21 protein-coding genes are annotated in these 21,016 nt (G+C 41.3%); 9 read left to right on the forward strand and 12 right to left on the reverse strand.

Annotated features, from left to right (window positions below; translation table 11 throughout):
- Window positions 1-25: 25 nt before the first annotated feature.
- Genes OQX61_RS17335 through OQX61_RS17345 form a run of 3 tightly spaced genes read right to left on the reverse strand, consistent with a single transcriptional unit; the run spans window position 26 to window position 5,824 of the window.
- Entirely contained in the window at window positions 26-3,349 is a 3,324-nt protein-coding gene (locus OQX61_RS17335; RefSeq protein WP_265843054.1) for a S41 family peptidase, read from the reverse strand.
- Between the two features lie 16 nt (window positions 3,350-3,365).
- Window positions 3,366-4,673 (reverse strand): M20/M25/M40 family metallo-hydrolase, encoded by a 1,308-nt coding sequence (locus tag OQX61_RS17340; protein WP_265843055.1) that lies wholly within the window; start codon window positions 4,671-4,673, stop codon window positions 3,366-3,368.
- 53 nt (window positions 4,674-4,726) lie between these two features.
- The gene (locus tag OQX61_RS17345; protein ID WP_265843056.1) at window positions 4,727-5,824 is read right to left on the reverse strand and encodes a DUF4407 domain-containing protein; all 1,098 of its coding nucleotides are present in this window, start codon (window positions 5,822-5,824) and stop codon (window positions 4,727-4,729) included.
- Between the two features lie 170 nt (window positions 5,825-5,994).
- On the opposite strand from OQX61_RS17345, the gene OQX61_RS17350 reads away from it, so the two are divergent.
- Both OQX61_RS17350 and OQX61_RS17355 read left to right on the forward strand, forming a co-directional pair.
- Complete coding sequence (locus tag OQX61_RS17350) at window positions 5,995-6,312, forward strand: rhodanese-like domain-containing protein (RefSeq protein WP_265843082.1); 318 nt, start codon at window positions 5,995-5,997, stop codon at window positions 6,310-6,312.
- 3 nt (window positions 6,313-6,315) lie between these two features.
- Window positions 6,316-6,522: a DUF6358 family protein gene (locus tag OQX61_RS17355; RefSeq protein ID WP_265843057.1), complete on the forward strand. Its 207-nt coding sequence runs from the start codon at window positions 6,316-6,318 to the stop codon at window positions 6,520-6,522.
- Here OQX61_RS17355 and OQX61_RS17360 read toward each other — a convergent pair.
- Window positions 6,491-7,537, reverse strand: coding sequence for a dipeptide epimerase (locus OQX61_RS17360; protein ID WP_322973607.1), 1,047 nt, complete (start codon window positions 7,535-7,537; stop codon window positions 6,491-6,493). The genes OQX61_RS17355 and OQX61_RS17360 overlap by 32 nt on opposite strands.
- An 83-nt stretch (window positions 7,538-7,620) precedes the next feature.
- On the opposite strand from OQX61_RS17360, the gene OQX61_RS17365 reads away from it, so the two are divergent.
- Window positions 7,621-8,589 carry a hypothetical protein gene (locus tag OQX61_RS17365; RefSeq protein ID WP_265843058.1) on the forward strand — a complete coding sequence of 323 codons (969 nt, stop codon included), beginning with the start codon at window positions 7,621-7,623 and terminating at the stop codon, window positions 8,587-8,589.
- On the opposite strand, the gene OQX61_RS17370 is transcribed toward OQX61_RS17365, so the two are convergent.
- From OQX61_RS17370 to OQX61_RS17380, 3 genes are read right to left on the reverse strand one after another with little or no spacing between them, the layout of a single operon-like run.
- Entirely contained in the window at window positions 8,579-9,187 is a 609-nt protein-coding gene (locus tag OQX61_RS17370) for a rhomboid family intramembrane serine protease (protein WP_265843059.1), read from the reverse strand. The genes OQX61_RS17365 and OQX61_RS17370 overlap by 11 nt on opposite strands.
- A 2-nt stretch (window positions 9,188-9,189) precedes the next feature.
- Window positions 9,190-10,929, reverse strand: coding sequence for a M14 family zinc carboxypeptidase (locus OQX61_RS17375; RefSeq protein ID WP_265843060.1), 1,740 nt, complete (start codon window positions 10,927-10,929; stop codon window positions 9,190-9,192).
- An 11-nt stretch (window positions 10,930-10,940) separates the two neighbouring features.
- The gene (locus tag OQX61_RS17380) at window positions 10,941-11,642 is read right to left on the reverse strand and encodes a hypothetical protein (RefSeq protein WP_265843061.1); all 702 of its coding nucleotides are present in this window, start codon (window positions 11,640-11,642) and stop codon (window positions 10,941-10,943) included.
- A gap of 28 nt (window positions 11,643-11,670) precedes the next feature.
- On the opposite strand from OQX61_RS17380, the gene pepT reads away from it, so the two are divergent.
- Window positions 11,671-12,924, forward strand: coding sequence for a peptidase T (gene pepT / locus OQX61_RS17385; RefSeq protein ID WP_265843062.1), 1,254 nt, complete (start codon window positions 11,671-11,673; stop codon window positions 12,922-12,924).
- A 112-nt stretch (window positions 12,925-13,036) separates the two neighbouring features.
- Here the strand turns inward: pepT and OQX61_RS17390 are convergent, their stop codons facing one another.
- The 3 genes from OQX61_RS17390 to OQX61_RS17400 are packed head-to-tail and all read right to left on the reverse strand — an operon-like array spanning window position 13,037 to window position 15,367.
- Window positions 13,037-13,726 (reverse strand): class I SAM-dependent methyltransferase, encoded by a 690-nt coding sequence (locus OQX61_RS17390; RefSeq protein ID WP_265843063.1) that lies wholly within the window; start codon window positions 13,724-13,726, stop codon window positions 13,037-13,039.
- Window positions 13,727-13,754: 28 nt separating this feature from the next.
- Entirely contained in the window at window positions 13,755-15,152 is a 1,398-nt protein-coding gene (locus OQX61_RS17395; protein ID WP_265843064.1) for an MBL fold metallo-hydrolase, read from the reverse strand.
- 8 nt (window positions 15,153-15,160) lie between these two features.
- Window positions 15,161-15,367 (reverse strand): YtxH domain-containing protein, encoded by a 207-nt coding sequence (locus tag OQX61_RS17400; RefSeq protein ID WP_062550780.1) that lies wholly within the window; start codon window positions 15,365-15,367, stop codon window positions 15,161-15,163.
- Between the two features lie 211 nt (window positions 15,368-15,578).
- Between OQX61_RS17400 and OQX61_RS17405 the strand changes: the two genes are divergently transcribed.
- The 5 genes from OQX61_RS17405 (at window position 15,579) to tsf (ending at window position 19,102) form a co-directional block, all read left to right on the forward strand.
- Window positions 15,579-15,950 (forward strand): hypothetical protein, encoded by a 372-nt coding sequence (locus OQX61_RS17405; RefSeq protein ID WP_265843065.1) that lies wholly within the window; start codon window positions 15,579-15,581, stop codon window positions 15,948-15,950.
- A gap of 517 nt (window positions 15,951-16,467) precedes the next feature.
- Window positions 16,468-16,911, forward strand: a complete 444-nt coding sequence (rplM, locus tag OQX61_RS17410; protein WP_062550778.1) for a 50S ribosomal protein L13 — start codon at window positions 16,468-16,470, stop codon at window positions 16,909-16,911.
- 16 nt (window positions 16,912-16,927) lie between these two features.
- Window positions 16,928-17,314, forward strand: coding sequence for a 30S ribosomal protein S9 (gene rpsI / locus OQX61_RS17415; RefSeq protein WP_265843066.1), 387 nt, complete (start codon window positions 16,928-16,930; stop codon window positions 17,312-17,314).
- Window positions 17,315-17,333: 19 nt separating this feature from the next.
- On the forward strand, window positions 17,334-18,161 hold the full coding sequence (gene rpsB / locus OQX61_RS17420; RefSeq protein WP_062550776.1) for a 30S ribosomal protein S2: 828 nt from the start codon (window positions 17,334-17,336) through the stop codon (window positions 18,159-18,161).
- Between the two features lie 101 nt (window positions 18,162-18,262).
- Entirely contained in the window at window positions 18,263-19,102 is an 840-nt protein-coding gene (gene tsf / locus OQX61_RS17425) for a translation elongation factor Ts (protein ID WP_265843067.1), read from the forward strand.
- Window positions 19,103-19,360: 258 nt separating this feature from the next.
- Here the strand turns inward: tsf and OQX61_RS17430 are convergent, their stop codons facing one another.
- Entirely contained in the window at window positions 19,361-20,395 is a 1,035-nt protein-coding gene (locus OQX61_RS17430; protein WP_265843068.1) for a COX15/CtaA family protein, read from the reverse strand.
- A complete protein-coding gene (gene queD, locus OQX61_RS17435; protein ID WP_265843069.1) occupies window positions 20,385-20,738 on the reverse strand; it encodes a 6-carboxytetrahydropterin synthase QueD in 354 nt (117 codons plus the stop codon). Before queD ends, OQX61_RS17430 begins: the two co-directional genes overlap by 11 nt.
- Window positions 20,739-21,016 lie beyond the last annotated feature (278 nt).

Consider the following 21,016-nt stretch of genomic DNA (forward strand, 5'->3'; position numbering starts at 1 on the left):
TCAAAGACGGTCTTTTCCTGCAACCTTATTGACCGCGTATCGGGTCTTTAGGTTTCGCTACATTCGGATATTTATAAGTCTTCATTTCGTCCTGTAACACTTTAATCGTGCGATCCAGTTGAGGATCTCTGCCTTCCAGTAAATCTTTAGGCGTTTGTTCTACGAAGATATCCGGTGCTACACCTTCATTTTCGATGATCCATTTTCCATCGGTGTCATAAACACCGAAGTTAGGAGAGGTGATGCTTCCACCATCCAGCAACCTTGGATAACCGCTGATCCCTACAAGGATACCCATTGTAGTACGACCAACTAATTTACCCAGACCTTTCTTCTTAAACATATAAGGCATCATATCGCCTCCGGAACCTGCATTCTCATTCATCAACATGGCTTTCGGACCAAAGATGCCGTTCCCTGGAGTAGTGAAACTTTTCCCATCTCTGATGGCCCAGTAGCTCATTAGCTCACGACTTAATAAATCGATCACGTAATCTGCAACCCATCCGCCACCGTTGTTTCTCTCATCCAGTAACAAGGCTTTTTTATCCATTTGTGAGAAATAATACCTGTTGAAATAAGTATAACCATCAGCGCCTGTATTTGGCATATATACATAAGCGATTTTGCCATCACTTAGCTTATCAACTCTTTTACGGTTGTTTTCTACCCAGTCCATCTTTCTCAATTCGAACTCTTGTGCAGTAGCAACCGGTACCACCACCACTTCTCTGGCGCCATCAAGGCTTGGCTTGCTGTTCACTTTTATCGCGACCTGCTTACCCGCTTTGAAATCAAAAAGACTATAAATAGAAGTTTTTGAAGTTAATGGGACGCCTTCCACAGCTACGATATAATCACCTTCTTTGATGTTTAATCCAGGCTCTGCGAGTGGTGCTTTAAAGGTTGGATTCCAATCTAAACGCGTGAAAATCTTTTTGATCTTATAAAAACCATTGTCGATCTCATAATCAGCACCCAACATCCCAACAGAAACCGAAGGAGTACCCGGCTCGTCACCAGGATAAATGTAATTGTGTCCAACAACCATTTCGCCCATCATCTCATTGAAAACATAAGAAAGGTCCGAACGGTGGTTTACATAAGGAAGGAATTTTTCATACTTCACTTTCATGGCCGGCCAGTCGGTACCGTGCATGTTTTCTACATAGAAGAAGTCTTTCTCCATGTTCCAAACCTCATCAAACATCTGTTTCCATTCTGCGGTAGGGTCTACCAATACTTTGATGCCTTCCAGTTTCAGCTTTCCACTTTCTGAAGTAGCTGGTTTTTTACCCGCATCAACGATGTAGTAGTTCCCTCTGGAGCCATAAAGCATAGATTTTCCATCAGCACTTACACTCAGACTGGAAATACCGGTAATCAGGGTGCTCGTTTCCATTTTCTTTAAATCGAGTGAACCCAGTTCGCTATTTCTATAGTAAAGTACCTGTCCATCCACACCACCATCAATACCCTGAATGCCGCCACCAGGAATAGGAAGCGAAATAATACGACCGCCCAAATCAACAAGATCTACCTCAATGGTTTTCTTTACCGGAGCAGCAGGCTTTTCTTCTTCTTTTCCTTTCTTATCTTTTTTCGGGTCCTCTTTTTTAGATTCTTCTTTTTTCTTCGCCGGAGTATCCTCAGATTTCACGACCTCCTCATCACTTTCTGTTTTATACAGGGAAGGTGTTTTCTTAGAAAGAATCAAAGCATAAGCATTGTAATTTACCGGACGCTGGTAAGAAGACATGTGTAATCCGCTATTGGTTAAACCAACATCAGTACTCGCCAGGAAGAATAAATATTTGCCGTCTCTGCTAAAACTCGGACTATTAACATCACTCATCCCATCCGTTACCTGAGTATGACTTTCCGTATCCAGATTGTATAAATATGCCGCACTTACCGCATTTGGCAAGGTCGCTACATAAGAAATCCATTTAGAATCCGGAGACCAGGTTGGCTGTAATGCACTAAACGACCTACCTGTAGTAGAACCCTGGGTATCTGCTTTCACCAATATCGGTTTGCGGGTATTGATGTCGATATAGAACAAGTTCAGGTGGGCATCACCATAGTAAAGTTTCTTACTATCCGGCGACCATACCGGCTGGTAGTAAAATGGTGTTTTCCCAAGAGGGATATAAATAGGTTCCCCTTTCGTTGCCTGATTCAGGAGTACCAATTGATAGCTGCCGTTCTTATCTGACAAGTAAGAGATGTATTTCCCATCCGGCGACCATGCCGGGAATTTCTCATAACTGCCTGGTGAGTTCGATAAGTTTCTAGCATCACCTTTTTCTTTAGGCACGGAATAGATTTCCCCGCGACTTTCAAACAAGGCCCTTACTCCGCTAGGGGAGATCTCTGAATTTCGGATATCGCTGGCCATATCAATATAATGCGGTCTTTTGTAAGGGGCATCTGCCTGAATACTGATCGCAACACTGCGCACTTTATTATTTGTGGTTTCTAAAATATGTGCTTTACCAGCCTGTTCAAAAACAACAAGGCCAGGACTAACATTCAAGCTTTTAATATCGTAATCCTTGAAATTCGTTAGCTTCTCCGTTTTCTTATTTTTAACATCATAGCTGAATAAGTTCATGGTCAGATCCCTGTCGGATAAGAAATAAACCTTATTGCCCATCCATTGTGGTTTCACATTGTTGGAACCTATGCCAGGAATGATCTCTATGTCTTTTGTTTGGGTATCAAAAATCCAGATTTGTGGCATACCACCACCACGGTAACGCTTAAAGGCTACATTGGAGCGCTCTGTAGGATCCGTGTTTTTGATATAAGCCCAGTATCTTTTATCCGCAGAAGGAGTACCCTGAACAGCTTCCGGCATTGGCAAGGCTTTTTCGCCGGTGCCATCGATATTGATTTGGTGCATCCTCGGACTTAAAGCAAACTGAAAGTCTCTGGTAGAGGTAAAATACAACTGGTTATTGTCCAGCCAGCCCCTTAGCAAATCTGCTGAAGGGTGAAAAGTAACCCGCTTTGGGGCGCCACCTTCAATTGGGATTACATACACATCCGTGTTGCCATCATAGTTTCCGGTAAAGGCAATTTGTTTTCCATCAGGAGAGAACAAGGGGTTTTGCTCCACTGCCGGATTTACCGTCAGACGCCTTGGATTACCGCCGTCTTTGTCGGAAATCCAGATGTCGCCACCATAGACGAAAGCCAGGTGACTGGCACTTACTGCCGGACTACGGATTAAAAGGGTTTCTTGCTTTTGTGCATTCACAGGGAGGGTTAATCCCAGGGTCATCGTGACCGATAGAGCAGCAGCGGCTAGAAAAGATAGTTTGTTAGGTTTAAGAAAGGTCATAAAAAGAGGGCTATAGTTAATTACTCAATTTCGGAATTCTGGTAGGAGTGTCTGTGCCTTTAATAATGCTGTTGGCACTTTTTGCAATCCCTTTAATGGTTGATAAAATATTGTCCACATCAAGTGTCTCAAATTCATCTTTTACCGTGTGGTAAAATTTATCACTGTCGATCTGGTCAGTACTGATGGTATGTGCAGGAACACCCAATGCCGCTAAAGTGGCATTGTCGCTTCTGTAGAAGAGGTTTTGTTGTGGATATGGATCCGGGTGGAACTTAAATTCTGTGCCTTCCAGGTTTTTCTGTAAGATCTTTCCAAAGTCCGACTTGTCGAATCCGGTAATAAATGCGGTGTTCTTGCCGAACTTGCTGTCTTTACCAATCATCTCGATGTTGAACATCGCAACCACCTCATCAGGATTTAACTTTTCTGAGAAATGCTTCGCACCGAAACCACCGATTTCTTCCGCAGTAAAGGTGACAAACACAAGGGTGCGCTCATTGTTATTTAGTTTTTTGTAATACTTCGCAAGGGCGATTACAGCTGTAGTGCCCGAAGCATCATCATCTGCACCATTGGCAATGCTGTCTGTACCTTCCGATTTGATAATTCCTAAATGGTCATAATGACCTGAAAATACCACCAGTTCTTTGGCTTTTGATTTTCCAGGGATCATTCCTGCTACGTTAAACAAAGTCAGGGTTTCCAGCTTATTCTTTAAGTCTACTTTAAAATCATTGACTACCGTATCTATACCCAATACAAGTACGTAAGCTGAACTGCCGTCGTTCGCCTTTTTCGCATCAAGGTCTGTCCCGGAAGACAAATATTCGCGGATTCTTTTAAAAGCATCAGCAAATTTCGGGTCTACTAAAATCAGTTGCTTTTTATTCTCTTTGCCCAATGCTCTAAGCTGGGTATTGAAAGGCTTTTCAGGATCAAGTTTTATCCAGCCAGCGCTGTTACTTTTATCGAATACCTGGTTCTCCGCAGTGTTTCCATAGACAAGAATGTTTTCCGCAGGGATCTCTTTACCATCAATACTGACTTTCGTGCTAAGCGGTTTCAATTTCTGCCTGGTAAATGTTTGTCGGAAGCTATTTCCTTCCAGTGGTTTCAAACCTATACTTTTAAATTCAGCGGCAATAAAGGTTGCGGCTTTATCAATGCCCCGGGAATAAGTAGCACGGCCTTCCATTTCGTCGCTGCTCAGTGTTTTGATCAGACGCTCTACATAAGGTCGGGTAATGATTTTATCAATGTCCTGTGCAAAAGCTTGCTGCGCGAGGAACACTACTAATAAGGTGTAAATGGTTTTTTTCATCAGAATATAATTGTTTTTTTATGAGTTCATTAGGTTAGCCGGAGGACAAAAGATTATGCTTCGGCCGGAGGGTCCGTCAGCTGTCGCTTTCTACGGGTGATTTCGGTCTCAATACGCGTCTCCTGAATGCCATCTATGACAGCAATCTCGTAGTCTTTATCCTTGTCAGAAGCATACACCTGTGTCGCTTCCAGATTTTGTATAGAATGGTCATAAGGGCCGCTATCGCTCATCAGCTTCACAAACACCGGAAGACATTCAAAGAAGATAAAAAGAAGGCCAATGAAAGTGACTGCAAGGGAGGTATTCACATCTCTGGTGCCATCGGTATTAAAGCTCAATTGCCCCAATGCCCAGTTTCTATCGGCAAAGCCGGCAAGGTTGCTGAGGCTGTCCAGTTCCTTACTGGTATAGAGCTTCTCTGTCATCAGGCCATCAAATTGTTTTCTTCCGTCAACGAATTTTTCCAGTGCCCTGACATCCGCGGTTAGCGTATCCAGATTTTGCTCCCTTTGTTTCAGTTCCGCTTCTTTCCGTTTGGCATAAGGACCATAGCCCATCACCCCGGAAGTTTCTAAGGTTTTATTACCAAAGATCTCAAAGTTTAACTTCTGGCGATCTTCCTTGATGGCACCAGCCAGAGAATCGCGCTCCGCTTTGGCTTCATTAAGCTTTCCGATTTCAATCTTATACTTATTCCCAAAGGAAGCATTTAAGGTATCAATCTTAGAACGCTGGTTGTTCAGGTAGCTGACTTTTAGCCGCTCTTTAATCTCTTTATCAAATATTTTCAATTCCAGGGGACGGGAGATCACCAGTCCAATCATAATGGCCAGTAAAATCCTCGGTGTTGCCTGTAAAATTTGCTTGTTTGTACTGGCGTTTTTATTGATACTCGCTACAATGTACCGGTCCATATTAAAGATGGCTAATCCCCAGATCAAGCCAAAAAACACAGCGAAAAGTACTGCGGCAGTATCGCCCTTAAATACGAAGTACATGGCATAGCCACCAGATAGTGCGGCAAACAGACCTGTAAAGAAAATGGTAGCCCCTATTCCCAGGTATTTGTTGTGCTCAGTAGGGTGTTTCTCGAGTGTGGAAATGTGCGCCCCCGAGCAAAACCAGAAGAAACGAGATATAGAATTCATGATATAAAATTCAAAGTTAATAAAGACTGTCTATTAAACGCCTGGCTCACCTAGTTGTTACAGTAATTTGCTAGCAATGATCTCATTATCTTCATTTGAATGTGATTTTGTGGTTTTTTTAACCTTAATATTTTGATCATTGCTTATCTTTGAAAAAAGCTAAAAATATGATAAAGGAAATAACCGTTCAGGAACTAAAAGAAAAGATCGATAATAAAGAAGACTTCCAATTGATTGATGTGAGGGAAACTTTCGAATATGAAGCCTCGAATCTTGATGGTGTGAACATCCCTTTAGGTGGTATCTTAATTGAAGCAGATCAGATTGCTACGGATAAACCAGTGATTATTCAATGCAGAAGTGGTAAAAGAAGCGCAGCAGCAGTAATGCAATTAGAGGCCATGCTTGGATTAACCAATTTATATAACCTTAAAGGTGGTATCGTTGCCTGGAAAGAGGCTTTCGATCCTAATATGCCTGTTTACTAAATTATGGGAAAGAAAATAGCATTAAACGTTTTTTACAACCTGGGTCTGATCATTTCTATCTTCGGTGGAACCTGGGGTTTCAATAACAAACAATACCTGGCCATGGCCCTTTTTGCGGCTACCGGTATCTTCTTCCTTTATGTAAAGCTGCAACTAATGAAAGAGATGCGTGCTACACTTAAGAAAAAGGAAGCAGAATTGAAGGGTTAATTCCTTTTAATCCTAATCCAGGTAGATTTTTCAACTGATATCTCCCCGCAATGATTTGCGGGGTATCAAAAGGATTGTTCCTGGTAAGCCAGGGGCCATCCAAATCAGCCCAGTCACACAAAGGAGCAAGCGCCATTCCGGCCTGGGTAGCACATGAGGTTTCACTCATACAACCAATTAATACTTTCATGCCAAAAGAACGTGCCTTTTTGATCATCAGCGAGGCTTCGTACATACCTGCACTTTTCATCAGCTTGATGTTGATGCCATGGTAGGCACCCCTCAGACCATCCAGATCACTTAAGCGTTGCACTGCTTCATCCGCCAGAATAGGAATCGGACTCCGGCCCGTTAACCAGGCATTGCCTTCCAGGTCTGATTTATCCATCGGTTGCTCAATTAGCACTGCACCCTGGTCATGTAGCCAGTAAATCATGTCAATAGCTTGTTTTTTATCGTTCCAGCCCTGATTAGCATCGATATATAAAGGAACATCTGTTAGACTCCTGATGGTTTGAATCAGCTCTTTATCATTGTCCCTTCCCAACTTCACCTTCAGTATACTAAATTTCGTAGCATCCAATACTTTCTCTTTGATCACCTCGGGTTCGTCGATGCCAATAGTATAAGAAGCAAGTGGCATTTTTGAAGGATCAGCACCGTAGATTTCATAACAGGCTTTTTGCAGGAGTTTCCCATTTAAATCATTCAATGCAATGTCTATAGCCGCCTTTATAGCCGTATGCCCCGTATCAATATGATCCAGATAAGCAATCACTTCTTCAAAATTGAAAGGGAATACAAAGCGATTCCAGTCTACCTTTGCCAGGAAAGCTGTTGCCGTTGCCACACTCTCGCCCAGGTAAGGAACCATAGAAGCTTCCCCATAACCTTCCTCATTTTCATGTCGCAATTTCAAGAGCATCACCGGAGTGCTGGTTCTCGAAAATTTAGCAATAGTAAAAGGATGTTTTAATTCCAGATCGTATGATGTATAGGCAGCCTGCATGGACATAAATGTGGTATTTAGTAATATCAAAGTTAAAAAATCAGCGCTGCAACGAATGTAAAAATAATATACCTAATATTGTACCCAGTATGAATAGCACGATATATCAGCCATTTAAAAACTTCGATTTTAAATATAAAAACTGCTTCTTAAGTGGTGACAACTTTAATGCTCCTGTAGCCGAAATCAATGTATTGCCGGATTGGCTGTTGAAGGTTGCCAACTTTTCCGGAGAAGAACAGATTAAACTGCTGGATGAGAGTGTGCGTGCTTACAATACCCTAAAGGTTCCTTGCAGTACAGAGGTATACAACCAGTTTATTCAACCTTTGGAAGATAAAATTGCTGCAGCTTTCTCTGAAGGTTATGCTGCGGTTTCTGCCTTGCCGGAAGAAGAATTATTCAAATGGATCGGTAAGTTTATGTACAGCCTGATTTATATTGAAATGAATGCTGCGGTACGTTTACAGCAGATCAGTGCAGACGGAGTGAATATGTCGCAAGGACTGATGCACAAATTCGGAAACCTGAATACGATGCTACAAAGCATTTACAGACCAGTGGTATACGAAGATTTTATGCCATGGTCTATCGTAGTGGTGCCTTTGGAAGAACAAGACACGAGTTTCAGCTTTAGAGATGAAATCAATACTTTAACTTTCTCTTTGAAACTAAAAGATTTCGGAATTATTGCCTGCCTGCAAGACAATGGAACGAATAAGAAGTTTCATCAGGAGATTTTAACTCAGATTGGTACTACACCACTTTCTCCGCAACAATTTGAAGAGCTTTGTGCACGTTTCTATTATTCTGCTTATCTGTTCAACAGATTGCCGGAATATACCGTAATGCCGGTAGAAGGAACGATTTATATTGATGCAATGCCATTAAGAGGGACGATGAATAAGGCGTTATTCGATCATTGGCAACATAAAACGTATGCCCAGGTATTACAGGATTTCTGGAAACCATGGGGACATACGTTATTTGAAATTATTAAAGATCCAACAAAACCGATCAGTTATTTTGAACCGGCTTGTTTGCCTGCTACCCAATAAGACGGCTAATAAAATGAGGAATGATCCCCGGAACTAAAAGGACGGTAACGATCATTCCTGTTAATGCACCGAAAAGGTGGGCATCATGGTTGATGTTATCACTTGATCTTTTCGACATCTGCCAGCAGTATGCTAAATACAGCAATCCAAACAACCAGGCCCAGATTGGGATAGGTAAGGGGAAGATGATCATTTTAGACATCGGATCAAATAAGATAAAGCTGAATAGGACCGCACTAATGGCACCGGAAGCACCAAGACTATTGTATCTCAAGTCGTTTTTGTGCTTAATCACCGAAGGAATATCACTCAAAATCAGACCTAAAAAGTACAGTAAAGCAAACTGCCAGGAGCCAATCATGGCTTCCAGTCTGAAGGCAAAGAAGTAAAAAGTCATCATGTTAAAGATCAGGTGCATCCAATCTGCATGGATCAGGCCACTGGTAATTAAGGTGTAAACCTTCTGTTTTCTGGATACACTATAAGGGTGTAACATGAATTTTCCAAACAGTCCGTGGTCATTAAAAGCATAAATACTGGTAACAATCGTGAAAAGAAAGATGATCGAGGCAACGGGGGTCTGGGTAAAGTAATCCATTGTTATTTTAAATTTAGTTGTTTTGCTTCCCGCAATCGCCCGATAGGGTATCGCAGATGAGTTTTCTCGTAATAAACGGAATTTTTATAGATAAAGTCGAGTTGTGCCTCCGCATTTTTTAATAAATCGGGTTTTGCCAGTTTTTCCTGTTCCAGCTTCGCTTTTAATGCAGGATCTTTTTTCAATAAATCTGCTGCGGTATCTTCAAAAACATAGGCAGAAAAATGTTCCTTCATCCCAAGTATGGAATCAAAGAAATTCCAGTTGAAAAATGAATCCATGGCTTGCGGCTCCAGGGTTTCCACAATATAGCGGTTCACCGGCTGGTTCACATAGACTACATAATCGCCCTTATAAAAGAGCATATCCTGCTGAACAGGATTTACCTGTACTGCGTTGTGGATATAATGGCCTTCATAAGGACGGGTTGCCGTTTTATAGTCGCTGATCTGATACATTTCCACCGGAATAGTAGTGTCTTTAGCCAGTTGCTGCATTTTTACCCGATTCAGCTTTAACAAGTCAATTACTTTTGTCCAGGCTTGAGGAATGATATAAGCAACCGGCTTTTTTATGGTTAGAGAAGGGGCGAAAGTATTCCAGTATTTGATCTCTTTGGTGTAAGGGGCATCTCTGTCGTAGTATAATCTTGGCAGGCCGCTTACTTCACTAGGCTTGTATTTTGCAGTATATCCTTTAAACAGAATAGGGCTTTCCTTTGTCTTGTCCAGCGTCCAGATGACGGGGAATTCCTGTTGTAGGGAAACAGCTGCATCCGCCTTTTTCTTATTTTCCCCAATGAGCTTTGCATCTCTTTGAACCAGGTCAATATAGGTTTGCAGCAGTTTATAAGTGGCATCTACTCTTTTATCATAAGCCTTTAGCATATGCGTTTCCGGCATAAAGCCGATGGTATTGTGCAGGGTAGTGTATCCCGTAGAATAACGTGGGGATTCCAGAAAACCAGTGATGCCCTGATCCGGTGTTTCTTCCACAGAATTTACATAAGGAGTCATTTCATAACCCTTACTTTTCATTTGATCATACAAGGCAGGAATCATGGTCCCCGTAAGGTAAGCCGATAAGCCGGATTGTAGTTTATCCTTATGGGTAGGAATGAGCGTCATGGTATAGGAATAGTCGGCGCCATTGCTGGTATGGGTGTCCACAAATATTTCCGGTTGCCAGATATTGAAAATCTGCTGAAAAGCTGCGGAGTTGCGGGAATCTGTTTTTATGAAATCACGGTTCAGGTCGTAATTTTTACTATTGCCCCTGAATCCATAAGCCATTGGGCCATTCTGGTTTGCCCGGGATGTTCCGCTGCGGTTAAAGGCCCCGTCAATATTATAAATGGGAATGATGCAAATGATTACGTCTTCTGGCAATTGTTTCTTTTGAAGCAGATCTCTGGCCAGCATCATACTTGCATCAATTCCTTCCGGCTCTCCGGGATGGATGCCGTTATTGATCAGTAATATTCTTTTGTTGCTTTTTCTGAGGACAACAGGATCAAACACTTTATCTTTTGAGAGTACAAGCAGCTGTAAGGGTTTGCCAAAATCGGTCATGCCATAATCCAATAGCCTGGCTTGCGGATAGTTTTTTGACAAAGTCTGATAATGTTGTATGGCTTCCGCATAAGTCGCCGTGGCTGTTTTCCCACTCTTTTCGTATGGAGTTTGTTGCGCAAAGCCATTCAGTGCAGTACAGAGAAATAGCACAGGGAGGAAACGGTTCATGTACACCAGGATTAAAATATAGTTTTATTGGTAAGCCCGATGCTGCCAAACTGATACCTGAATCCGACAGAGAAAAAAGTATAAATATCAGGATTGCCGGTTTTGAATTTAACAGAAGAGTCGTCATAACCGTCCAGGCCTTCTCCCATAGTAAGATTACTCTGGTAGTTGAGGTTTAGCAGGTATCGCGTATAGCCCGATCTGTCTGCGAAATAAAAGTTAATACCCAGGTTGAGGGGAACCACCATATCGCTCGACTCATTTTTACCGGGGAATGGTTTTTCCTGTTCCAGCGTGCTTTTTCGCACATTGCTAACCGAGTTCATCACCACACCAAGCCCGGTACCGAAGTACAGCCCCTTGATGTTATTGGCAAAACTGCCAGGGTTATAATCAATCAATGACCCCAATGCGAACTTTGTATTCAGGTTAACAGCTTTATAGGAATTGATAAACTGCCTCCCGTAAGGATCGTTTCTCGCGTCTCCACCATTGATTTCTCCCATCTGGCCCTCTAAGCCGAGACTGATAAAAGGGGTAAAGTAATAGTCCAGTACAGCATTACCTGCCAGACCAAAGTCATGTTTTTTCACGTCAGTAAAAGACTGAGTAAGCCCAAAACCACCACCTGCGCTGATTTTATAGAAATTGGACTGAGATTTAGCATGAATAAAAGTTAGAAGTGACAGGCATCCAGTGATAATTGCTTTCAAATTATTTAGCTTTGTTTTTTTTAAGACTATGCTAAATTATCAAAATAAAAACAATTCCCTTCAAAACCGATTTGCTAAATACGTGCAAATCGATACACAATCAGACCCAACGTCAAACACGGTGCCTTCTACAGAGAAGCAAAAGAACTTAGGGAAGGTTCTTGTGGAGGAATTATTAGAAATGGGAATCACTGATGCCCATCTTGATGATTTCGGTTATGTATATGCGACCATCCCTTCTAATACAGAGAAGACAGTCCCCGTAATTTGTTTTTGCTCACATATGGATACTTCTCCGGACTGTAGCGGAACGAATGTAAAGCCAATTATTCATGCCAATTACCAGGGACAGGATCTTGTCCTTCCTGATGACCACAGCATTGTACTGAAAATGTCGGAACACCCGGATTTGAAACACCAGATTGGTAACGACATCTTCACTGCCAGCGGAACAACCTTGCTTGGTGCAGATAATAAAGCCGGTTTGGCGGAAATTATGGAAGCAGCATCTTTCTTAATGCAAAATCCAACCTTCAAACACGGTACCATAAAGATTTTATTTACTCCTGATGAGGAAATCGGTAGAGGCGTAGATAAAGCAGACCTGGAGAAATTAGGTGCTGAATTTGCCTATACTGTAGACGGAGAGACTTTAGGTTCCATCGAAGATGAGACTTTCTCAGCAGATGGTGCAGTCTTGACGATCAAAGGGGTAAGTACACACCCTGGCTTTGCAAAAGATAAGATGGAAAGTGCCATCAAAATCTTATCAGATGTGATCAGTTCATTACCTTCAGATTGCCTTTCTCCGGAATCTACAGAAGGAAAAGAAGGATTTATTCATCCGGTAACCATTAGTGGGAATGTAGAACAGGCGGAAGCACGTTTTATATTACGCGCTTTTGATGATGAACAACTGGAAGCAAATGGCGAATTGCTGGATGCAACAGTAAGGAACATCATTGAAGATTTTCCAAGCTCTACCTACGAGCTGAAAATCACAGAACAATACCGCAATATGAAAAAGGTATTGGATGAGTATCCACAGGTTATCGCTTATGGAATTGAGGCAATTGAAAGAGCTGGTATCAAACCAAAAAGACAAAGCATCAGAGGTGGTACCGATGGTTCACGTCTTTCTTTTATGGGCCTGCCTTGTCCTAATATCTTTGCCGGAGAACATGCATTCCATGGGAAACAAGAATGGGCTTCTGTTCAGGATATGGAAAAAGCAGTAGAGACAATTATTAATATCGCAGCGATCTGGGAAGAAAAAGCCTAATCGAAAAATATAATACGATGGCTTAAAACCCAGATATAAGTAAAAGGGCCGTCTCATTTTGATAATGAGACGGCCCTTTTTATATTTTAGCTACTGTTTTAATATTGATCAATTACCCTTTTATCGAAAGTCTGGCCAGGTATTGATCCTGTCCGTCTTCGAAAATAATTTCCGGTTCCCATCCGCTGGCTTTAGCAATTTCAATCAGTGTGCTTTGATCAACATACACCCATTTGAACCAATTCCCTTTTAATCCTTTGTACTCGTATCTGAAACTCACTTCCCCAAAATACCCGTGACTAGGAAATGGAATTTCCTGGTAAAGGTAGGAGAGGTCTGAACTGTCGAATATCAATTGTCCTCCGGGATTCAATAAGTTTTTAACCTGTTTTAAAAATGATTTTAATCCGGAAATGGAACCGGTAAGGCCAATTCCGTTCATCATGAAAAGAAGGGTATCGTATTTTTGGTCTTTATATGTTAGGATATTGCCTTCAATGGCCTGCCTTAATCCGCGTTCCTTCATGATTTCTACCGCAGGAGCGGAGATGTCCATGCCGGTTACATCAAAGCCGCGGTTTTGAAGTACAAGGGCATGACTGCCCACACCTGCACCTACATCCAGGACTTTCCCTTTGCAGAGTTCCATGGCTTTGAGTTCAAGATCAGGCATTTCTGCTTCATCTCTAAAATAAATGTCGACCGGCATCTCTTCCGGCTCATCATAAGAATTATGTACCCACAGGGTTTCTGCAGGTGGTTTTCTAAACTGATCTTTTAAGGCTTCACCAAAAACGTCCATCCTGCAAAGATAAAAAAACCTTTAATGGTTAGACCTCAAATTCCTGATGCTGCTCTGGAATAACCACATTTTGGAAGCCTTTATCTTTTAAGTGCTTTGCAAATACCTGCTGGACTTGATATTCTCCGTGAACCAGAAAAAGCTGTTTCACTAAGGAAGGGTTCTGTCCGGAAAGGAATTGTAGCAGATCTTCGTAATCGCCATGCGCACTCATCGATTTGATCGAACGGATATCGGCAACCACATCATAATCCTGGCCAAACAACCAAACCTGTTTCTGTCCAGCCAACAATTTGCCGGCTAAAGATCTTGGTTCAGCATAACCAACCATCAGAATGGTGTTTTTCTGATCACTGATGTTATTGCGGATATGATGTCTCACCCTGCCCCCCTCGGCCATGCCGGAAGAAGAGATGATGACACATGGGCGTGAATCCCCATTCAAAGCTTTAGACTCTTCAACGCTTTCAATGAATTTTAAACCTTTAAATGCGAAGATGTCCCGGTCTACTTTCATCACTTCTTTTACACCGTTGTTGTATACATCAGGGTGATTTTTCAGCACTTCTGTGGCCTGTAATGACAATGGGCTGTCTACGTAATACTGTACATCAGGCAATTGCCCTTTCAATTCCATTGCATTCAACGCATAAAGTAATTCCTGAGTACGGCCAACGCTAAAAGCCGGAATGATCACTTTCCCTTTCTTAACAATACAGGTCTGTTCAATGATTTCCTTTAAAGTGTCTTCTATCGGGCCAAGATCCTGATGAAGCGAGTCGCCGTAAGTAGATTCAATGATGACATAATCTGCCTGTGGAAAAGTTTGAGGACTTTTCAATAATAAGTCTCCATACCTGCCTACGTCACCACTGAAAGTAAGGTTTATCGCTTTCCCATCTTCATTGATTTTCAAATGTACTGCTGCACTTCCCACAATATGACCTGCATCTGTAAAATGCAAAGTTACTTCCGGATCAATTTGAAAATCCTGATTGTAGGGAACTACTTTAAACTGCTCCAGCGTTTGCAGCACATCTTTTTCCGTGTACAATGGCATTTCAGCAGGCTCGCCCTCCCGCAATTTCTTATTTGCATATTCGGCATCCTGTGTCTGAATCTTTGCAGAGTCCAGCAACAAAATCCGACAGAGATCTTTGGTCGCAGGGGTACAGTAGATATCCCCCCTAAAGCCCTCAGCAACCAATCTGGGTAGTAAGCCGCAATGGTCTATATGCGCATGAGACAAGACGAGGTAGCTGACCTTTGCCGGGTTGAAGCCAAAAGATTCATTGAATCCTTCCGTCAGATTACCCAGGCCCTGAAATAGTCCGCAGTCCAGTAATATTTGAGTGTTATTCTTTAATGTAACCAGGTGTTTACTGCCTGTAACGGTACGTGCCGCCCCATGAAATGCGATTTTCATTAATCCTCTTAAGCTCTAACTTTAGCAATGGTGTCTTTTACCTGACTTGCAGCATCTACCAGTTTTTCTTTTGATGAATCTAACAGGTCACAAAACCAGTCTGATACTTTGTCTTTCATTTCTCCATCTTTATCTGATGAAATAATTAACGCGATGGCAGCACCAAGCGCAGCTCCAGCTAGTATTCCTGCAATTATTTTAGTTTCCTTTTTCATAAATGTAGTTTTTGATTTGTGATGCACCGGTAGTACCGTTCCTCTTGAACAAAGTAGAACCGATGTGTTCAGTTAATTGTTAATTTTCGTCAAATAGTTAACAAAGACGGTGCCGAATAGTTTGTTTCTTCTTCTGGTTGGAGATGGACTGGTGTAAATTTTAAGGTGTAATGCTGTGAATTTTCAGAAGGGATGTTGTAAATTAGTGTAAATGTTGAAGCGCCTTTCTTACCTGAATATTCTCCTGGCCATGGCGTACCTGTTGTTGTTCATTACAGGGGATAATTTCCTGTTAATTGCAGGAATTTGTATCGTGGTGGCTTTTAATGCGCTTGTGATTAAAAAGATACAGGAAGAAGGTCAATTTAGTTTAATTCATGGTGGCTTAGGACTTTGCTGTCTTTGTTTTTGGGCATATCTGACACTGGGTTGTATACATATTGTACAATCTGCGGTAGATCATCAATATTTTACCAATGTCTGGGGATACCTGCTGCCGACGGGTTTGTTTTTGCTCAGCATCCTGCTACACTTGTTTTTCTGTCTGCGGTATTTTAAAAATTATCAGGTTTCTGAAAACTAAAAGATCAAGCGATGCTTCGCTGCGGGGGAAGATAATGTTGCCTGGTTTTTTTCACAGGGCCACCATTTTGGGGCGCAGCAGTACCTAAAAGTATGGTTGTAGTTGTGGTCGGGTTGTAGTCGGGAAGACCGGCCTCTTCGAATAGGGTACAGAAAGGGTTCAGGAACGGTTGCTCTATCTTTGGTAAGGGGCAGATTAATCGGACCCCTTCGGAAGGGTACAGCAACCCTAACTAAAATTTGGGCTCTTCCCGACTAGTCCATAAGCCCTTTGTAGTGTTTTTTGGAATGGATGGTTAGCCGTCAAAATTTATAATTTGTTTTTAAGGAGTATTGCACGTTTGGGGTGCCTTTAAGCGACTTATATCTCCAGTTGCTGCGGTTGCTTTTTTTCAGCCTCACTAAATAAACAAACTATCTTTCCCCAACTGTTTGGTATTTAAATAATTCTGTCTATCTTTGCAGTCCCTAAATCTTAGGGTGAATAAATAATTGTTTAACAAATTAAATACAAGCAAGTGAATACGTTAAGTTACAAAACTGTCTCTGCCAATGCAAAAACTGTTAACAAACAGTGGGTTGTTGTTGACGCACAAGGCGAGATTTTGGGGCGCTTGTCATCGAAGATCGCTATGATCATCCGTGGTAAAAACAAGCCTGAGTATACCCCACACGTAGACTGCGGAGATAACGTTATCGTTATCAATGCGGATAAGGTTAAATTGACAGGAAATAAATTCAGCGACAAGCGCTATATTTCTTACACTGGTTACCCAGGTGGTCAGCGTTTCATTTCTCCTAAAGAGTTAATGGCGAAACATCCTAAGCGTGTTATCGAGAAAGCGGTACGTGGTATGTTACCTAAAACAAAACTTGGTGCTAAATTATACACCAACCTTTTTGTTTATGCAGGTACAGAACATCCTCATGCAGCACAATCACCAAAAACCATTACACTTTAATTAAAGGAAGAAAGAAATGTCAGTTACTAACACTTCAGGAAGAAGAAAAACTGCTGTTGCGCGCATCTATTTAAAAGAAGGCAACGGCACAATTACCGTAAACGGTAAAGATCATAAAGAATATTTCCCAACATTACCTTTACAATACATTGTTAACCAATCATTCGAAGTTTCTGAATTAATTGGCGCTTATGATGTTAAAGTGAATGTAGCAGGTGGTGGTATCAAAGGTCAGGCAGAAGCAGTTCGTTTAGCTATTGCTAAAGCTATTGTGGAATTGGATGCTGAGAAAAAACCGGCATTACGCGCTAAAGGGTTAATGACCCGTGATAGACGTATGGTTGAACGTAAGAAACCAGGACGTAAGAAAGCACGTAAGAAATTCCAATTCAGTAAACGTTAATCTTAAGGAGACAAACACAATGGCAAGAACTACATATCAAGACTTATTGGATGCAGGTGTACACTTCGGTCACCTTACCCGTAAATGGAACCCAAAAATGGCGCCTTACATTTTCATGGAGCGCAATGGAATCCACATCATAGATTTAAATAAAACTTTAACTAAAACTGAAGAAGCTGCTTCAGCAATCAAACAGATCGTTAAATCTGGTCGTAAGATTCTTTTCGTAGCTACTAAGAAACAAGCTAAAGAAATCGTTGCTGATCAAGCAAAAAAAGTAAACATGCCTTTCGTAACTGAACGTTGGTTAGGTGGTATGTTAACCAACTTTGCTACTGTTCGCAAGTCTATCAAAAAGATGTCTAACATCGACAAGATGACTAAAGACGGAACTTACTCGATCCTTTCTAAGAAAGAACGTTTAATGATCCAACGTGAGCGTATTAAATTAGAAAGCTTATTAGGTGGTATCGCGGATCTAAACCGTTTACCAGCTGCTATCTTTTTAATTGACGTTAAAAAAGAACATATCGCAGTTAGCGAAGCGTTGAAATTAAACATTCCAACTTTCGCAATGGTTGATACTAACTCTGATCCTTCTAACATCGATTTCCCAATCCCGGCGAATGATGATGCTACTAAATCTATCTCTTTAATTACTGATGTTATCATCAAAGCAATTGAAGAAGGTTTAGACGAGCGCAAACGCGAAAAAGACGAAGAAACTGAAAAAGAAGCTGTAGCTGCTAAAGCTGCTGCTGATGCTCCGGAAGCTGCTGCTCCTGGCGCAAGAAGAAAAAAAGTAAATGCTGATACTGAAGAAGAAGGTACTAGCGAAGAAGCTTAAATAATATAATATGGGTTGTATGTTGTACGTTGCGGGTTTTTCCTTACAACATACATCGTACAACCCATAATTTTTTAAATAAAAACTTAAAAAGAAATAAGATGTCTACAGTACAAATTTCTGCAGCAGACGTAAATAAATTACGCCAACAAACCGGTTCTGGTATGATGGATTGCAAAAAAGCATTGATCGAAACTAACGGTGATTTCGAAGCAGCGGTTGATTACTTACGTAAAAAAGGTGCTAAAGTAGCAGCTTCTCGTCAGGACCGTGATTCTAATGAAGGTGTTGTTATCGCAAAAGCTACAGCAGACGGTAAACGTGGTGTTGTTGTTGAATTAAACTGCGAAACCGACTTCGTTGCTAAAAATGCTGATTTCGTAGCTTTAGCTAACAAATTCACTGACCTTGCTATCGAGAAAAACCCTGCTTCTTTAGAAGAACTTTTATCTTTAGAAATCGATGGTCAGAAAGTTTCTGATATCATCATCGAAAGCACTGGTAAAATCGGTGAAAAAATTGGTATCTCTAAATTCGAAACTGTTTCAGGTGAAAAAGTTATTCCTTATATTCACGGTAACTACCGTTTAGGTGTATTGGTTGCTTTAAGCCAGGCATTTGATGGTGCTGATGAAGCTGGTAAAGATGTAGCTATGCAAATTGCTGCAATGAACCCGGTTGCTTTAGATAAAGCTGATGTTGATTCAACTACTATCGAGCGCGAAACTGAAATCGCTAAAGAACAAATCCGTGCTGAAGGTAAACCTGAAGAAATGGTAGAAAAAATTGCTGCTGGTAAATTGAACAAATTCTACAAAGACAGTACTTTATTAAACCAGGAATTCGTTAAAGATTCTTCTAAAGACGTTCGTAAATTCTTAAATGATACTGCTGCCGGTCTAACCGTTGTTGCTTTCAAACGTGTACAATTAGGAGCTTAATCCTTCTTTAATCATAAAAAAAATAGGGTGTCCAAAAGGCACCCTATTTTTTTATGCCCGATTTTTCTTTTCTGACGTTCTTTCATTCCGCTTAGTCTTCTTTTCTTTTGATCGGTTATTTTGAAATGGCTGATCCTCATGCAGACTTTTCTTACTTGCTGCTCTTTTGCCCCTTGATTATTCCTTTTTTAATCTTTTTTATTCCTCTTTCTCCTGATCCTATGAAATTTCGGATCTGATGGTGCTTTTTTTGAAAGCTTATGTTTTCTTTTGATTAAGGAATAGCAGTAGCAAAAGAGATACGGTTAGCAGCATCCCTGTAAACTGATGAATTAAGGCATAGGTTTTATAATCTCCATTTATACTATGAAGCAGCGCCGTAATACCCGTTATAATTTGTATCAATACCAACAGAACTGGTGTGATCCGGATATAGGATAAATAAATGTTGATTTTCCAGGACGATGTCCGTATGTAAAGCAAGAAAACCAGTATGCAAATGGTGTAAGCCAGAAGACGATGTACAAACTGGATGGTTAGTAGGTTTTCCGTCAGCTGATGCAGGGAGAAAAGATGTCCAGATATGTTAGGAGGTACAACAGATCCGTTCATGTCAGGCCAGGTAGGAGCGGCAAGAGCAGCATGGCTCCCCGCCATCATCGCACCGTAAATCAGTTGAATAAAAAGTAATAAGAGTATGCTGATGTTTAATGTTGAAAACTGAAGACGATGCCTCATTTTTAACTTGTCTAGGCTCAATTTGAAGGCCAGCCATAGCGTATAACCTAATAATATGATGGCAGAAATAAAATGTATGGCCAATCTTAGATGACTTACACTAATGTCGGTATCATTCAATCCGCTTTTTACCATCAGCCAGCCGATCACTGCCTGGAGTAAGCCCAACAGGAAGAGCAGGGAAATCGGTAAGATTAGTTTTCGTTCTATTTTTCTTTTGAGAAGAAAGTATAAAAATGGAAGCAGGAAGGCAAGCCCAATGAATCGCGCCCAATTCCGGTGAAGCCATTCCCAGAAAAATATCGATTTATAATCCTCCAGAGAAAAATGCGCATTAACCAATTGAAATTGGGCAATTTTTTTATATTGATCAAAACTGTGCTGCCATTCCACATCGTTTAATGGAGGTAGGAACCCCATCAGCGGCTTCCATTCTGTAATAGAAAGACCAGAACCACTCAATCTGGTGATTCCACCCAGTAAAATCTGAACCATAATACAGAACGCGCCAAAATATAGCCAGATGGCAATGGGCCGGTTGGTATTATCCTTCATAGATCACTCCCGTTCCTGGTGTTTCATTGAGTTCTATCTTACATAGTCCTGGAAATATGGGCTTGATCTTATCCCATAGCCATAAACTAAGCTGTTCGGCAGTTGGGTTTTCCAGTCTGGGAATTTCATTTAGTAATTTATGGTCCAGTAAGTCGATAATTGGACGGATGACGTTTTTTAGATCAGTGTAATCCAGGATCCAGCCGGTTTCTATTCCTGGACTGCCTGTCAGGGAAACTTTAAGGGTGTAGGTGTGGCCATGCATGCCACCGCATTTATGGCCTGGCGGTACATGAGGTAAGTAATGCGCGGAATCAAAACTGAAGGTCTTGTATATGATCATCTCTAGTGAATAATTTCCAAATTTCTGCTTTGGTGGGCAACGCTGAAATGATGGAGATCATATTTGATAGAAATGAGGCTTCTGTTTAATAAAAACAGCATATATAGTGTGGCTAAAGACAGAATCTGATGAGTTAGGCTGGTCTGCTCCTAATCCGATGTAGTGTTGCCGGCTGAATTGGAAATGAGATTTTTCAGCGCTTATTTGTAATGAGAGCCAGTAATGAGGCTGTTTATTTCTTCTTTACTAAGTCTGGCCTAAGATTTATGAACTGTAGT

It is taken from the genome of Pedobacter sp. PLR (assembly GCF_026239675.1).
In the GTDB taxonomy this organism is placed as follows: Bacteria; Bacteroidota; Bacteroidia; order Sphingobacteriales; family Sphingobacteriaceae; genus Pedobacter.